Raw genomic sequence first — 15,032 nt, 5'->3', positions numbered from 1 at the left:
AGAGGGTTATCTTTACCTGATCGGCGTGTCGGGTTTTTTCTTGAAAGTCGTAGGATGAATTACCGACAGGCGTGCAGCCTTCAAGCAATGACGCAGCAACATGCAGGGACTCACCCATAATTCGAATCTGGCTCAAATGCAGTCATTCCAACGGAGCCGAAAGGCCTATTCCTGCATACAAAGCTCTTTGGCAAGCTTGATCGCACCGTCCAGATCCAGTTGGCTTGACGCAAACGTCTTGATAAGTAGAGATTCAGGCAAGGCCCAGTCCCATTTTTCCCTGATCAGGTTTTTTATACCGCCCAGCAGCGACTCTATATTCGCGGCATCCAGCGTTGCCACCCGCCCAAGAGCTGCCAGAACCTTCTCCTTTGAGCCGTCGAATTTGAGCACCAATCCCGAATTTTCGCAGGCCACACCCACCTGACTGAACATCAAGGTGAGCGCATCATTGGTGTAATCGCCCGCCCAGGTCAGGAGGTAGCTTTCGGAACCGGAGCCAATGATCGAGCGGTTGCTCAGGCCCAACCTCTGAAAAGCCTGACGAGCTTCATCCAGAAGACTCTGCGCAGTGGCATCGATGAAATCGCAGGGTTGAACCTCCATCAATACAGCGCGCATCTCTTGTCTGACGCGATCATGGACCATAGCTCCAAGCCCATCGAATTGTGGAGGCTCACCGCCACGTGCGCTTTTGACAACGATGACTTTCTTCTCAAGGTCCACATCCAGCACTTGCCAACGTCGACCTGCAAATATGATGCGCTGGCCCTTGATCAGCGGGCGGCTTACCGGAATGGCGCCGAGCGGTTTACCCTCTCTAATCAGCCTGAACTCTTCATCACTGGTAAATGCGCTGTAGAACTCATAGTGGTTGATCAATCGTTCTCCCAGCTCGCCGGGCAGCAACAGCCCGGAGCTGTCCTGAACGATCAGTTTTTTCTCACCCAGCGTCTTGAGCAGGGCCAGAAAATCCGCTTTGGTAATAGCGCCAAATGTTCCGCTTGCTACCAGACCATTCCATAGCTGAGAGGCACTGGCACCGCCGTGCTGAGCAATCATCGACAAACATTGCTGCACCAGCGTGGAGGCATGCAGACCATTCGTTCTCGGAGGCTCAAACCATTTTTCGATCAGCAAACGAATCATGGCAATTGTCTGAACGAGGTTTTGCCTGAGCTGGTCCGAGAGGCTGGAATCCGCAGTCAGCGCACGCTCCTGGCAATACGCGCGCAGTGTAGCGGGCTCACCTTCGCGGCGCCCTGATCGGCCTAATCGCTGGCGCAGGCTTGCGACCGATGGAGGCGCTCCGATCTGGGCCACCGTTTTGATGTGTCCGATATCAATACCCAGTTCAAGGGTTGTGGTACAGATGGCAGAGATAGGTTGGGTACCTGCTTTCAACGCACGCTCTGTATCTTCACGCAGGTCCCTGGAGAGATTTCCATGGTGAGGCAGGAACTCGTTAGGAGCGCCCTCGTTCTCGCACATCCGGCGTAGTCGATCCGCGTACCACTCTACATTTTTGCGACTGTTGGGAAAGATCAGGTTGTTACTGCCACGGAGAACTCTGTACAGGTGCGCAGCGATAGCTTGCTTGGTTCCAGAGGCGGAATCGTCATCGTCGCCCTCCTCGTCATCCTCGTCGCGTGCTGTTTCGGCCACGTCCTTCAGGCAGATTTGGCTGAACGGCGGCATGATGTAAGCGCGTACCTGGACTTGAAGGCTCTGGCCAGAAGCCTGAGAAATGATTTCTTCCATAGGCTGCGCCTGCCCTGGACGCAGAAACTCACGGGCCAGCGACATTTCGCCCAAGGTGGCAGACAGCCCCACACGTGGAAGCTTCTTGCCGGCAACGCTTTCGATACGATGCATCAAGGATTGCAACTGCTTACCGCGTTCGCTACCGATAAACGCATGCAACTCATCGACTACGATGTAGCGCAGATGTTGAAAGAGACCAGTCAAGGCTGAGCCACGGTTCACGAATAAAGCTTCGAGCGATTCAGGTGTGATAAGCAGGATGCCACTCGGTGATTTCAAAAACCGGTGTTTTTTGCTTGTCGACACATCACCGTGCCACGCGACCACCGGAATCTCGAGATTTTCGCAGAGGCGACTCAACCTGTCCCACTGGTCGTTAATCAGCGCTTTGAGCGGGCTTATATAAAGTACGGCAGCTGGCGACCCGGCATTGTTGAGCAGGTTGGTCAGAATCGGCAGGAATGCTGCCTCAGTCTTGCCTGCGGCAGTAGAGGCCGCAATGATCACATCACGATCGGCCTCCACCAGCACCGGGATGGCCCACTCCTGAGCATCCCGGAGTGAGGTCCAGCCTTGTGCCCAGACCCACTGCTTTATATCGGGATGCAGTCGCTCAAAGGCCGATGAATCAGAGCTTGAAGCTGGTGAGTTCATCATCTGCCTCTACATCGAAATCTTTCTTGCCACCGTCATCCCTGGAAATTTCAACGGCATCCAGCAGTTCTCTCCAATCGCTACCCGGATTTTGCTCAAGAACAGCCAGCAGGTTGATAAAAGCAGTGATGGTGGTTCGGGGCGTACGGAAATAGGCTTCCCCCAGCCGCTGCCCGCAATGATCAATGAAGATGGGAATCGCCTCATCTGGAAGCAGGTACCTGGCGGGATCCCCATAGGCATAAACGTTGCGCAGATTTTGCAGCAGAACGTAGAAGTCCTCGGGCGTCAGGCTGGTCAGACGAATGACGGGACCAGAGAGGTCAACATACCCGGTCCGGGCAAAGGTGTTTTCTGCCAGCCTGGACTGTAGAGCCGGGTAGCTGTAAAGGCCTCGGCGCGAATCCATCAGGAACTCGGGCGTTCCCCCCAGTACAAACCCCAAACCATCAGTCGACCCTTGCAGGGAATCATTGAGAATGCGCAGGATCTGCTCGTAGTTTGCATTGCGTGCCTGAGTGTTGGCCAGTTTGTACAGGTTGACCAATTCATCCAGACAAACCATCAATCCACCGAAACCTGCGAGCCTGACAAAACGGGAGAGCAGCTTTAGCTGATCGTAGACAGATGCGTCATCGATACATGTCCGGACCCCGAGTGCTGCCCGCGCATCCGTCTTGGTAGTGAATTCGCCCCTGAGCCAGCGAATGGCATCCGCTTTGAGTTGCTCGTTCCCCTCATCAAAGCCGCGGCAGTAAGCCGCTATGACTTCGGCAAAGTCATAGCCATTAACCATCTCGGTGAGTTCAGCCAGATACTGGCGGATCACCGTCTCGCTATCGATGCCCTTGCTCTTGGCTTCGGTCTTGGCCTGGGAGATGAATTTCTCCACAATCCCCTGAAGAGCTCCGCCATCAGGCTTGGTGCGCGTGGACATGTTCTTGGCAAGCTCCGCGTAAAGCGAGCGAGCCTGGCCACCCGAGGCGTGCAAGCGCCGATCGGGGTTGAGATCGGCATGCATGGTCACCAGCTTGCGCTCCATCGCAATGCCCCTGACCAGATTGAGGAAGAATGTCTTGCCCGCACCATATTCGCCGATGACGACGCGAAATGCCGAACCACCATCTACCAGTCGATCAACATCCTTTATCAGTGCATCCAGTTCTCCGACCCGTCCTACCTGGATCAGGTGCTGACCAACCCGAGGAACAACACCTGCGCGAAGTGACTGAATGACCGCATCGCGATCCTTGGCTCGTATCGTACTCATAGGGTTAGCTCGCTTAAGACATCCGGGTTGATTTCAACCGGATCATCGCCTTCGGAAATCGGCATCCCGAACAATTCGAATGCCATGTCATTGATCTGCTCAAGTGCGCCGTCGAGCATGAGCTCCATGTCGACAGCCACATTTTCCAACTCTTGCCGACTCCATTCATTACGCGATACCAACAGACGTAGAAATGCCGAGTGTTCGGCATCGAGCCCGTATAAATGCACACCGATCTCGGGGGCACTTTGCACAAGCTCATCCAGGACGACCTGTTCGTCTGCCTGATCCTCCTGAAAAACCTTGGCCAGAAGCGCTGACACCTCGGCCGTCTCGCGCTGCAACTGTGCAACCCTGTTCATGTCCAGAACGATCCCGGAACCCGGCTTTCTGGTTCCGGTGTCAGCTCTGGAAGGTGACGAGGAGCCATGAACGCCAGCGTAATTTGCCTGGGATGAACCGGCTGATTTGGATCGTTGCAGTGGACTGGCTGCCGCACCATGGAGATCGCTGTACAGCAATTGCAGATCGAGTTGAAGCGCTTTGTAGACACGTTCCAGAAGCTTGATTTCCTGAGGGCTGATGGTTCCGTCAGCATGGGCAAGATGAGCCAGGAAACCTGCGATGGTGCGCTTTTCATCTTGCTTGAGCGGATCGAGCTTCTTCTTCAGACTTGCCAGCGTCGGCGGCTGCTGCAACTGGATCTGCAGATGTGCCTTGAGACGTTTGCGATGCGCATGGCATAGATGACTCCAGGAGTCGATATGAAGGCCAAGTAAGGCGATTTCATCCTGGCTTGTCTCCCCGTCCACTGCGGCCACGGCACTGGCAAGATCCAGCGTGACGACTGCGGCGTTGTACTCCGCTGTAGCCCGTAACGTTCCGTCGTCAGGCTCGGCCGCGAACAGTACGATGTTGTCTTCGGTTTTCGGAATGCGGCTGCCGGACAGTACGTCGGGCTCCATGCCAATGTTCAATGCCTCCAGCGCTCTCGCCAGAGCTATGACTTTATCGCGCGACAAGGCTCCGGCAGACTTGAAACGTGCGGCCAGCTCACCGAAGGTGATCAGAATAGCGTCATGACCGACTCGCGATTGCAGCGCTTCGAGTTCCATTCTCGCGGGTTCAGGCCACAGGAAGGTTGGCAGTTGCAACAGCCCTTCCAGTGCATCGTGATTATCCGGGTTGCGACCCAGATATCGACTGAATGGATCAAGCACGGTGGCACATTCTTCAACGATGATTTGCAGCTTTTTGCGAGTGCCGGATGTTGCGGTTACATCGGGAAGATCCCCGACTGACATATCCTGGACATTGATATGTAATGACGCCGCCCGATAAGCAACCTTGAGCCGTGTCTTGTTGTTCAGCAGCACCAGGCCACGCGGAAAACGCTTTTCATAGGTTATCTGGAAAAGGCGTTGAAACTGATCAGCGCATCTGAAAACGGGGGTGCGCCGTGAAATGTTGGGGTCCGAAAGGGCCCAGGCCAAAGCCCAGCTGGCGTTCAGAGGATGTTTGTCAGTCGCCATCTGGCCGAGAGCTACACGCACTGAAAGCGGCATTTCATAGCCTTCAGCGGAGACTGTTGGCGGCTCATGCAGATACATCTGAGCCGAAATGTCGCCAACGTTCAGATGTTCAAGCAGCCTGGAGGCATAACTACGGAAAGTTAAATCATCACCGTACAGCGTTCTCAGACGTGTCACTTCGGCTCGAATGACGGGGATCTCTTCTCGTGCACCGGCGTCATGAGTTGTATCCATGAGCGCCCGACGCTCAAGGCCATAGAAAAAGATGAGGACATACGCTATGTCTGCTCCCGGCGCGCATCGACCGCTTGCCAGCCACTGTAAATAGCCTCGACGCGCCGCAGGTGTCAGGATTTCATAACTCAGCCAATAGGTTTGCAGCCTGGCCTCAAAGTCAGCGGGCGAATTCTTTACCTGCAAGGACGTGTCAATGAATGAGGGCTCTGCAAGCCTGAACTTCGCATCGTTCGTCCCCACGTAGATCAACCCACCTGGCAAAAGAATCCCCGCGACAGTGACGGACTCCCCTGCCCCGAACCATCGACTTTTGCCCGGACGATCAGGCGCTTTGGGAATGTTGAAGGATCTGCTGGAGGATGACTCTTCGTGGACACCGAAGAACTCTGGACGGCCTCTGGGTGCTTTCACTTGCGCGGTGACTGGCAAAGGCTTTGGTAGTGAAGTATCGGCAACCTTGTCGAAACAGGGTTTTGTACCGCCAACAAGATGGGTCGGGGGCCGACTGAAGCGGGCGAATCGTCCTATCGCAAAACTTTCAGGATCGTCCATGGACGAAGTGGGCCATTGACGCTGGCGGATATCATCTGGATGAGGCTGCGTGCCTCCGACAAGATGGGTCGAAGGTTGACTGAAACGTGCAAATCGCCCTATGGCGAGGCTTTCAGAGTCGAGCCGGAGCTCTTCTTCAGCAGCATCTGCAAGCCGACTGTCATCTGTATAAGGTTGCGTTCCTCCAACGAGATTGCTGGACGGTCGACTGTAGGGTGAATGCTCTACCGTGAGGAGTTTTGAAGAAGGTTGAGGGCCGGCGACAAGATCGGCGTGAGGTGTTTGCGCTCTAACGACCAACCAGGCAACGACTGCCAGTGTGAAAGCGATCCATACATAAGCAGGTAAGCCTGCGGCAAGACTCACGAAGATCGCCAAGATGGTGGCTACTACGCCAGCCCCTATCGACCTGGCTCTTTGCTGGTGTGCCATTTGAGTCTTCCGTGATCATGGGCTGGCCAACGGACAGTATCCACACTTTGTTAGTGCGGGCCAAGCATGGACACATCGAGAAAGCCCTGAATGATCAGAGCTTCAGCATCTCGAACAGGGTAAAAGCATATATATCTTCGGCATCAAACGCTTACAGCCTGGCCTCCCCAATCAGAAAATGACCTGGCTAACCACTACCACCGGGATGATATCGGTGTAGTTTTCCCGGTCGTCGCCAAGCAGCTTGCCCTCAGCCTTCATCGCGCCCTTGAAGCTATCGAGGTCATTAAAGAACATGTGCGCAGCAGCAACGCTCGCAGGCAACTTGCCGCCAGGGTCAGGCAACGCCTGATCCATCTCCAGCTTCACCAGGCCATGGGCGTCCAGTTTGTCGCGGATCAGTTGCGCATGAGTGCTCTGGTAATACTCGTGATTGAACTGGCAATCAGGATGGGGCGGATATGAGACGGTAACTCTGATCATGGTATTCCTCCGGATATAGTGGTCAGTCAACATGAGACTCAGCGGGTTCCCTCAGCTCCCGGAACAAATCGCGGCCCAGCACCGCCGATGCCGCGAGCAAGCCGCCGACCATCGCACCGCTTACACCGCCCATTGCCACATCCTGCCCCGTGAAAAACAGCCCTTTCACCGGGCTGAAGGCCTTGGTCAAGCGCTGCTGATAACGCTCTGGCGTTGGGGCAAAAGACATGAAGTCGCCCCGTGTACGCCCGAGAAAATGATTGAAACTCACTGGCGTGGCCAGCTCCGCATGGACGACATGCCCCCTCGCCCTCGGATAGAAACGATAGACCTGCGCCAGCATTTCCTCGCTCAAGCGCGCCTTGAGCTCGGTATATTCGTCGCCCCGGCGTTTCCACTGGGTATCCGTGAACGGCTTCCACAGGCTCCAGTCGGTAAAACTACAGATATCCATCGTGCTGTGGCCAGGATAACGCTCAGGCCAGGTCGGGTCCTTGGCCGAAGGTTGCGAGATGAAGTGCAACGGCATTGGCCGATGGGCCGAATCTTCGATGTAGTGCTGCCAGTCCTCGGTCTGCCGGATGCTGTTGTGAATCCATATATTGGCCGGTCCTACATCCAGCTCGGCGTTACTGGCATCCAGGCCGACATTGAGCACCACCGCCGGCAACGTGCTTGGCATGGACTGGGCTTTGGCGTTGATGTCGGCAACTTCATGACTTTCGCTGTCGAGCATGTTCAGCGTCTGACGAATGCCGATACCGCTGATAACCCGGGACGCTTCCAGCACCTCGCCTCCGGCCATACGCACACCGACCACCGTGCCGCCATGCTCGACAACAGCCACCACATCGGCACCCGCCAAGACCATGCCGCCAGCTGCGCGTATCGTTTCCGAGATATGCTCGGCGATAACCTGCGAACCACCTACCGGATAACTTGCGCCATCCAGATAATGGCGGATAACCGCGGCGTGGGCCGAGAACGAGGCGGTTCCCGGCAGACTTGCGTAGTCACCAAAATGGCCGCAAAGGACGGCAATCAATGTCTCGTTACGGGTGATCGAGCGCAGTACTTGCAGCGTGGTTTTTTCCGCTAACGGCATGAAACGTGGCGCAACATGAGCAAATACCCGGTCAGCCATAGGGCCCGGCATCGCCCGCGCGACCAGAAACTCGCCAGCCGAACGGTTTGCCTCATTGACCAGTTCGATATAACGGTCAATGGCTTCGGCTTCGTCCGGGAAATACCCCTTCATGCGCTCTTTAAAGGCGGCACTGCCTGCGTGGTAATCATAAATGTCATTACCAATCGCAATCCTGTTGTAGATAGCGGGCATTTTCTGCCATTTCAGCTCACCCCGCGTGACCTTGTTGAACAGACTCTGCAAGGTGCCAGGGCGATGCACTTCACCCACGTAGTGAAGACCGACATCCCACTCGAATCCCGGACGTTTGAACACCTGCAGACAGCCGCCAATCACGGCGTGACGCTCCAGCACCAGCACTTTATTGCCATCGAGCGCAAGCATTGCGCCCGCGGTCAGGCCTCCGGCACCGGAACCCATGACGATAGCGTCAAACCTTGTTTCGAGATCGCCACGCGCCAAGGCGCGCTTGTAGCTGGAGTCAGCGGTATTTTTCATTGTTGTTTACCTATTGAGTGCAAGCGACAAAGCGGGTGCAGCAGAGCCAGTGAATCGTTGCAGAGTCATTGGCAGGGCTAGGCTATGAGAGGTGAAGATGGCAGTCTGTCAAAAATTGGAATTTTGAATCCCCATCATGGATGCACCCATCGATATCGCGTCATTACTGCCATCACTGGAAACCGATCAATGGTTTTCCTCATGCCCAGAGGAGCTCCGGCAGGCACTCTTAAGCAATGCAAAAATCTATCGTTGCCTTGCTGGCGAGGCCTTGTACCGGAGAGGAGACTCCGCCAGGCATGCTCTTTTCTGCGTAGCCGAAGGCGCCATCCGGCTCAGCAGTTCCCTGCAGGACGGCGCGCCATTTCTGCTGGTCTATCTGGAGCCGTGCCACTGGTTCGGTGATATGTCGCTGATTGATGGCAAGCCTTACATCCATGACGCAATTGCCGATGTCGACACTCAGGTACTGTGCATTTCCCTGCAGGCGCTCACCCAGTGGCTGGACCAGAACCCGGTCTACTGGCGGGATATTGCTCGGCTGAGCATGAACAAACTGCGCGTGGCCTATCAGGTGATTGGCGAGCCGGGAGCCCTGCACTATCGGCTCGCACGACGGTTATGGCTGATGGCGCACGGGTTTGGATCACGCACGCATATCCCGTCGATACAACTGACCGTTTCTCAAGAGCACCTGGCGCAGATGATGGGCAGCACTCGACAAAGCATCAACGCCGCGCTGGCCAGACTGGAACAACTGGGATTACTGACCCATGGCTATAAATCCATTGAGCTACACAACCTGGAAAACCTTATCCAGCACGCCAATCATCTGGGCATGAGCGCTTCCACGGATTCAAGCGACAGCCAATAGAAGGAGTTGCGCAAATTACCCTGTGAAAATCGTGCGAAATCCGCACAGGTACTGCGCCCTTGTTTCTTACAGGATTGTAATTATCCACTCACGTTCCTGTTAGCCAGCCCAACGTATATTGATCTCACTTCCTGATGAGCCCAAGACGCTGATCAGGTACTGCCACTCACCTAAATGGTAATCACAGTGAATCTGATCAAATCGTTGGTTCTGACGGTCACCGCACTCTCTTGCACCGCTGTACTCGCCCATGACGGCAGTGAGCGCTCAAGCCCGGCAGCTGAAAAAATGCGAATCGCCCAAGAGGTACGCTTCAATGCCCAGGGCAACGCCACTGAGTATGCCCGGGCCGAGAAAAAACTCCGCGCCGATGATGCGAAAAGGTTGGAAGGCTGATTGCTACGGCAAGCTCATTCACCTTTAGAAGCACATCATTGCTCCTTTGGTTAAGGTGAATATTTAGCGCTCTGTTGGGCGCTTTTTTTGTCTTTCCTGACAGGCACTGGCATTCAGTAACACATTGGGTTTGCATTAAGCAGCGATCTTCCCAGAGGCTATTGATGCACCTGTCTTCCACCGCCATGAGTAGCCTCAGCCATGACCCCGTTCAGAAAAACCCTGCAGGTGATTGCAGCTTTCGCAGCTCTCGGCGTTGCGTGTTTTCTCCAGGCAGCCCCACAAGTGATTGATGTGCATAGAGACCCCAATTGTGGGTGCTGCACCAAGTGGATCAAATATCTTGAGAACAACGGCTATTCAGTGGTCGACCATCTCGAAGACAACATGAGCGCCGTCAAGGAAAAGCTCGGTGTGCCCGCCAAACTGGGTTCGTGTCACACCGGCGTTGTGAACGGCAAGTTTATCGAAGGCCATGTTCCGGTCGAGCAGATTGCCGAACTGGAGCAAAGGTCGAATCTGAAGGGAGTCGCGGCACCCGGCATGCCGATAGGCTCTCCCGGCATGGAGTCAGGTGAACGTCGTAGTGCTCACCAGATTATCGGTGTCACCCAGTCCGGCGCCGAGACGGTGCTGGCAGATATTCCGGAACGCTGATGCATCGTTCATCAACACTTCACAGTCCATAGGTGATCGATATTCGTGGTAAATCTCTGGCTCATCATTTCCTGGCGCATGGCCCAGCCAGGATTGGCCGGAACGCTCGCTACCCGTAACGTCCCCTTCCCCCATCGTCCATTGATTTGATCCAGTACGCCCATCACCTTGTTGGAGGCCGCCGGCTGCACCTGGGCAAATAAATCGTCGGAGAACTCACCCGGTCGCCTGATATCGATCAGCAGGACCTCCGCCTTGCTGTAACGAAAGCCGGGGCGGAAGATTCTGTCAACGGCATCGACAGCCAACCGGGTCATCAAGCGCACATCGTTAGTGGGATAGGGCAATTCGACAAGCGCGCCATTGGCATACTTCGCTTCACCCTCATTGAACATGCCGGTTCTGATACTGATGCGGATCTTCTTGCACAGGGAATGCTGGGCACGCAGCTTGGCAGAAGCACGCATCATGTAGCTGGCCACGGCTTCCTTGATCGGCGCGATCTCGGTCAAGCGCTGACCGAACATACGGCTACAGCAGATCTCCTGTTTTGGCGGATCGGGCTCGTTCAACTCAAGGCACGAGGTTCCTGCAAGCTCGCGAGCGGTCTTTTCAATCACCACATTGAATTTCTGCCTGAGCATCGACGGATCGGCTTGCGCCAGATCCATGGCAGTCTTGATATTCAGCCTTTCAAAGTGGGTTTTCATGCGTCGTCCGACGCCCCACACCTCGCAGACATCGGTGTTGCGCAGCACCCAGTCAAGGTTGACCGGATCGCAGATATCCAGAACTCCAGCGGTACGGGCCTGAAAGCGTTTCGCGTTGTGATTGGCCAGTTTGGCCAGCGTCTTGGTGGGAGCGATGCCGACACCGACCGGGATACCGGTGCGCTTGAGGACTGCGGCATGAATCGTACGACCAAAAGCTACCCGGTCACCGGGGATACCTGACAGATCAGCAAAGGCCTCATCAATGCTGTACACCTCGACGGCAGGCAGCATGGATTCAAGGATCGTCATGACCCGCTCACTCATGTCGCCGTACAAGGCATAGTTGCTGCTGAACGCCACAATCCTGTTCTCGCGCAGCACCTCTTTGATCTGGTAATAAGGTGCACCCATTTTCACAAACGGCTGTGCGTCGTAGCTGCGTGCTATGACGCAACCGTCGTTATTCGAGAGAACAACAATCGGCGTGCGCGCAAGGTCGGGCCGAAAAACCCGTTCACAGCTTGCATAGAAACTGTTGCAGTCGATCAGGGCAAAGACCTGCTCACGACTTGTCATGGGCACGAACGCTGTACTTCACCACGCCCCATATCACCAGTTCGTCCCCTTCAAGCACGGGGCGCGGCGGGTATTTGCTGTTTTCGGACTGCAGGGTGATGATGTTGTCGCGCATGTACAGACGCTTGCAGGCAGGCTCACCATTGAGTGCTGCAATGACGATATCGCCATGCTCAGCGTAGAGACTGCGGTCAACCACGGCCAGGTCGCCGCTATAGATTCCTGCGCCCTGCATGCTGTCGCCCTCGATCTTCACCAGATACACATGCGGTGCACGGATATCGAACAGCTCATCGAGGGAGACGTGCTTTTCGATATGGTCTGCAGCGGGCGAAGGAAAACCGGCCGGCACGCGAAACGAGAACATCGGAAGCCTTTCACCCCCAGACTGTACCCGGCCTACTACTTCAATGCTCATGGCGCCCTGCTTTCAGATAACTGTATAGATATACAGTTAACGATTTCAGTCGGCTCTGGTCAACGGGTGATGCAGGAATTTGCGACGGACGTCGCCATACGAAAGAAACCTTGAGGCCCATACATCGAATCGCTTCTCAAACCTGAATCGAGCCGAACGCAATGAAGCTACCTCGTCTTGCCAGATGTTGCCGAGAGCATGCTGGGGCCTATGGATAGCGATTCCCGGCGCCCCTGCAGAATCTGATTCCAAAAGCGTTACGGGCTTGCTAGGATCAGCAGCGATTTACCCCCACACCCCACGAGTGGATAAAGGTTTACACCTGATGCCACTTGGCAGGATCGGCGTCAAAGATCACAGGCCATGCCCATTGATCCTTGACGTGACGGACTCAGCGGTTGTGCCCCTCCGGTAGGTACAGATATGGAAGCCTCGGACTCCATTGCCTGTTCAGCTCTTGAGCCTCCAAGGCCAAGGTAGCTCACCTGTCGCATTCCAGGCCTTGTTCAAGGCTTGCACTGGTCAACACCTCACGGTGAATGACCCACGTTTTGCAGACACATGTGAGTTACTTAATCGATTGGAGAGTTTCATGAGTAAATTTCTCGGCGTTACGCTGTCTCGAACCTTGCGCCAAGAGTTCAATGCGGGCAAAAAATTGCCGAAAAGCATCGATCTTGAATTTCTGGCACCGCACTACGTTGCAATCACCAAAGTCGTTTTTCCTGGCAAGACCAATGGCCGCTTGCTGATTGAGATGACCCCCAAGCAACTTAAGGCCTTGATTGAGCAAGAGCGCGGCAACCATGAGGACCTGGTGACTCAAAGGTTCGACACCGAGCGCAAACGCAAGAACCTCAAAATCAAGAAATTGAAAGCCGAGCTTCAGCACAATCATGAGCAGATCGAATCGCTAACGCAGACGGCTGCTGGCTCCGCCAAACGCACTCGCAAGATTGAGAAAGAGCTGGATGAGAAGCTGGCAGAAAACCACCAACTGTGGAATGAAAGCATTGAGCTCAATAGCATCCTCGAAGACACCTCCTGCAAGCTCAGCGATGCTTGTGCCCTGATTCGCGACCAAAGTGCAGAGATTGCAAAGCTGAATGAGCACATCAAGCGCCAGAAACGAGCCATGGAGCAATACAATATCGCCTCCAACGACCTGGAAGATCGCTCTTTCAATACTGGCACTACAGTGCTTGAAGGGTCGATCGTCAAGGTAACCACCAACAAGCCCGTTGACGGTTCGTACGGCGCTACCCAGTAAAAATCCTTCCGCAAGGCTGAATACCCGCCCAGAGTCGCTTTCGCATGCTTCGATATATTGGCGAAGGCGATCTCTGAAAAAGACACCCGGTCTGCTACCCGCCGAAGCAGCTCCCCATTGTTCGTTTAGCCGTGAATGGCGGTTAGTCCGGCATAGGCTGAACTGGAGCGGTCATGGCCGCAGATGGCGTTGCATGAGGCGTGTTCACGAATGAATTCGCTCCTGCACTGAGGTGGCAGGTGTGGTCAGGCCACCAAACCCCGGAAACGAAAAAGCCCTGAATAATCAGGGCTTTAGCGTCTCGAATATGGCGGAGGCATAGAGATTCGAACTCTAGGACCTGTTACAGTCGGCAGTTTTCAAGTCTGCTAACTAAATCATTTAAAAACATATAGTTATATCAATAATCGTTCCGATTCTCTGCATTTCTCCCTTCGATACAGCCCGCATAAAACCTAATGGCTTTCTCTTGTTTCGGAACGATAACCTTGGTTCATCATCTCCTACTACATGCCCAAGACTCTGCGGACAATTTTCAGAGCAAGTCTGGTACAGTCGCCCTGTTAAATTCGTTGACAGGGAGTCAAGCATGGCAAAGCCAGCCGCACGTATCACCGACCCGACCAGTTGTCCTATGCCTGGACACGGCCCCAAGGCCATCGCTTCCGGTTCTCCTAATGTGTTTTTCGACGGACTTGCAGCAGCGACCAAAGGCGACACCTGCACCTGCGGCAGTGCGCTAGCGTCGAGCGTCGCAGCAACGGTCTTCATCAATGGCAAGAACGCCGCACTGGTCGGTACTGTCGGCACCCACGGCGATGTCGTGATCGGCGGCTCAGGTACGGTGATCATCGGCGATTCCCACACTCCGGCACCGTTCATTCCGCCCACCCCTATGACCATCCACGAGAACTGGATCAGCTTTAAGATTCCCGCAGAAGAGAGCTACGAAGGGTTTGCCTGCACGGCTCATTTTGACGACGGATCTTCCATGCAAGGTGTCTTTGACGCAAACAACTCAGTCAAGTTTTCCAACCCAACCGGAAGGGCATGTCACACCTTGGCATTTGCTCAACACGAGAACACCTGCACAACCACCGGTATTGACGGATTGCTGAACGATATTTTGGGATAAGGATATTCTCGTGACGGAACCGAACCTGGTAACCGGAAGTTATGTTGTCAAAAGCGAACATACGCTCGCCCGGTCTCCCCTTGAAATGGCGGTTGCAGGCATGGAGGGTGCGGCGAGTCGTTTCTCCATCGATGCAATCAAGGACGAACGCGTCCGTGCAAGCTACGAGGGCAATATTCGACGAATGTCACAACAGATATTCGCGGAGGTGAGAGCTGGCAATATCAGCGTCGAAGACGCGACAAAGTTCAGCAACGAAATGCGCAACAAAATCATGTACGAGCACCGTAAGCTGACTTCTGCACAGGGCCTAGCCATCGTGCAGAAAAAGAAAAAAACCGGAAAAACATACAGCGAAATCCTAGATGGAAAAGCTCAAACCCAGTTCAACAAAAATTATGAAGAACTTTCTAAGACTCAACAG

Annotated in this window: 12 protein-coding genes and 1 pseudogene; 6 read left to right on the top strand and 7 right to left on the bottom strand. The window is 54.6% G+C overall.

Features of this window, described 5'->3' with window-relative positions; all coding sequences use genetic code 11:
- Window positions 1-165 precede the first annotated feature (165 nt).
- From ALQ04_RS13000 to ALQ04_RS12980, 5 genes are all read right to left on the bottom strand, one after another.
- Entirely contained in the window at window positions 166-2,418 is a 2,253-nt protein-coding gene (locus tag ALQ04_RS13000; protein ID WP_122316164.1) for a DEAD/DEAH box helicase, read from the bottom strand.
- Entirely contained in the window at window positions 2,393-3,688 is a 1,296-nt protein-coding gene (locus ALQ04_RS12995) for an ATP-binding protein (protein WP_122316163.1), read from the bottom strand. The genes ALQ04_RS13000 and ALQ04_RS12995 overlap by 26 nt, the downstream gene beginning before the upstream one ends.
- Window positions 3,685-6,441 carry a TerB N-terminal domain-containing protein gene (locus ALQ04_RS12990; RefSeq protein WP_122316162.1) on the bottom strand — a complete coding sequence of 919 codons (2,757 nt, stop codon included), beginning with the start codon at window positions 6,439-6,441 and terminating at the stop codon, window positions 3,685-3,687. The genes ALQ04_RS12995 and ALQ04_RS12990 overlap by 4 nt, the downstream gene beginning before the upstream one ends.
- Before the next feature lie 171 nt (window positions 6,442-6,612).
- Complete coding sequence (locus tag ALQ04_RS12985; RefSeq protein WP_183142167.1) at window positions 6,613-6,924, bottom strand: EthD family reductase; 312 nt, start codon at window positions 6,922-6,924, stop codon at window positions 6,613-6,615.
- Between the two features lie 22 nt (window positions 6,925-6,946).
- Window positions 6,947-8,569 carry an NAD(P)/FAD-dependent oxidoreductase gene (locus ALQ04_RS12980; protein ID WP_122316160.1) on the bottom strand — a complete coding sequence of 541 codons (1,623 nt, stop codon included), beginning with the start codon at window positions 8,567-8,569 and terminating at the stop codon, window positions 6,947-6,949.
- A 136-nt stretch (window positions 8,570-8,705) separates the two neighbouring features.
- On the opposite strand from ALQ04_RS12980, the gene ALQ04_RS12975 reads away from it, so the two are divergent.
- The 3 genes from ALQ04_RS12975 (at window position 8,706) to ALQ04_RS12965 (ending at window position 10,496) form a co-directional block, all read left to right on the top strand.
- The gene (locus ALQ04_RS12975; protein ID WP_122316159.1) at window positions 8,706-9,443 is read left to right on the top strand and encodes a Crp/Fnr family transcriptional regulator; all 738 of its coding nucleotides are present in this window, start codon (window positions 8,706-8,708) and stop codon (window positions 9,441-9,443) included.
- 186 nt (window positions 9,444-9,629) lie between these two features.
- Window positions 9,630-9,839, top strand: a complete 210-nt coding sequence (locus ALQ04_RS12970) for a hypothetical protein (protein WP_122316181.1) — start codon at window positions 9,630-9,632, stop codon at window positions 9,837-9,839.
- A 201-nt stretch (window positions 9,840-10,040) separates the two neighbouring features.
- Window positions 10,041-10,496, top strand: a complete 456-nt coding sequence (locus ALQ04_RS12965) for a DUF411 domain-containing protein (protein ID WP_122316158.1) — start codon at window positions 10,041-10,043, stop codon at window positions 10,494-10,496.
- An 11-nt stretch (window positions 10,497-10,507) separates the two neighbouring features.
- Here ALQ04_RS12965 and umuC read toward each other — a convergent pair whose 3' ends face one another.
- Both umuC and ALQ04_RS12955 read right to left on the bottom strand, forming a co-directional pair.
- Window positions 10,508-11,785 carry a translesion error-prone DNA polymerase V subunit UmuC gene (umuC, locus tag ALQ04_RS12960; RefSeq protein WP_122316157.1) on the bottom strand — a complete coding sequence of 426 codons (1,278 nt, stop codon included), beginning with the start codon at window positions 11,783-11,785 and terminating at the stop codon, window positions 10,508-10,510.
- On the bottom strand, window positions 11,772-12,203 hold the full coding sequence (locus tag ALQ04_RS12955; RefSeq protein WP_122316156.1) for a LexA family transcriptional regulator: 432 nt from the start codon (window positions 12,201-12,203) through the stop codon (window positions 11,772-11,774). Before ALQ04_RS12955 ends, umuC begins: the two co-directional genes overlap by 14 nt.
- A 592-nt stretch (window positions 12,204-12,795) precedes the next feature.
- Between ALQ04_RS12955 and ALQ04_RS12950 the strand changes: the two genes are divergently transcribed.
- From ALQ04_RS12950 to ALQ04_RS12940, 3 genes and pseudogenes are all read left to right on the top strand, one after another.
- Window positions 12,796-13,473 (top strand): hypothetical protein, encoded by a 678-nt coding sequence (locus ALQ04_RS12950; RefSeq protein WP_122316155.1) that lies wholly within the window; start codon window positions 12,796-12,798, stop codon window positions 13,471-13,473.
- Window positions 13,474-14,062: 589 nt separating this feature from the next.
- Window positions 14,063-14,608: a PAAR domain-containing protein gene (locus ALQ04_RS12945; RefSeq protein ID WP_122316154.1), complete on the top strand. Its 546-nt coding sequence runs from the start codon at window positions 14,063-14,065 to the stop codon at window positions 14,606-14,608.
- Window positions 14,609-14,618: 10 nt separating this feature from the next.
- A pseudogene (locus ALQ04_RS12940) lies at window positions 14,619-15,032 on the top strand (hypothetical protein); the annotation flags it as partial.

The organism is Pseudomonas cichorii, assembly GCF_003700275.1.
In the GTDB taxonomy this organism is placed as follows: Bacteria; Pseudomonadota; Gammaproteobacteria; order Pseudomonadales; family Pseudomonadaceae; genus Aquipseudomonas; species Aquipseudomonas cichorii_B.
The sequence above is the reverse complement of the archived record's forward strand: the minus strand, read 5'-3'. Positions and strand labels throughout refer to the sequence as shown.

Excerpts from the sequence above, each read along its gene's own strand:
- ALQ04_RS13000 (WP_122316164.1), bottom strand. The coding sequence starts at position 2,418 with ATGAACTCACCAGCTTCAAGCTCTGATTCATCGGCCTTTGAGCGACTG.
- ALQ04_RS12995 (WP_122316163.1), bottom strand. The coding sequence starts at position 3,688 with ATGAGTACGATACGAGCCAAGGATCGCGATGCGGTCATTCAGTCACTT.
- ALQ04_RS12990 (WP_122316162.1), bottom strand. The coding sequence starts at position 6,441 with ATGGCACACCAGCAAAGAGCCAGGTCGATAGGGGCTGGCGTAGTAGCC.
- ALQ04_RS12985 (WP_183142167.1), bottom strand. The coding sequence starts at position 6,924 with ATGATCAGAGTTACCGTCTCATATCCGCCCCATCCTGATTGCCAGTTC.
- ALQ04_RS12980 (WP_122316160.1), bottom strand. The coding sequence starts at position 8,569 with ATGAAAAATACCGCTGACTCCAGCTACAAGCGCGCCTTGGCGCGTGGC.
- ALQ04_RS12975 (WP_122316159.1), top strand. The coding sequence starts at position 8,706 with ATGGATGCACCCATCGATATCGCGTCATTACTGCCATCACTGGAAACC.
- ALQ04_RS12965 (WP_122316158.1), top strand. The coding sequence starts at position 10,041 with ATGACCCCGTTCAGAAAAACCCTGCAGGTGATTGCAGCTTTCGCAGCT.
- umuC (WP_122316157.1), bottom strand. The coding sequence starts at position 11,785 with ATGACAAGTCGTGAGCAGGTCTTTGCCCTGATCGACTGCAACAGTTTC.
- ALQ04_RS12955 (WP_122316156.1), bottom strand. The coding sequence starts at position 12,203 with ATGAGCATTGAAGTAGTAGGCCGGGTACAGTCTGGGGGTGAAAGGCTT.
- ALQ04_RS12950 (WP_122316155.1), top strand. The coding sequence starts at position 12,796 with ATGAGTAAATTTCTCGGCGTTACGCTGTCTCGAACCTTGCGCCAAGAG.
- ALQ04_RS12945 (WP_122316154.1), top strand. The coding sequence starts at position 14,063 with ATGGCAAAGCCAGCCGCACGTATCACCGACCCGACCAGTTGTCCTATG.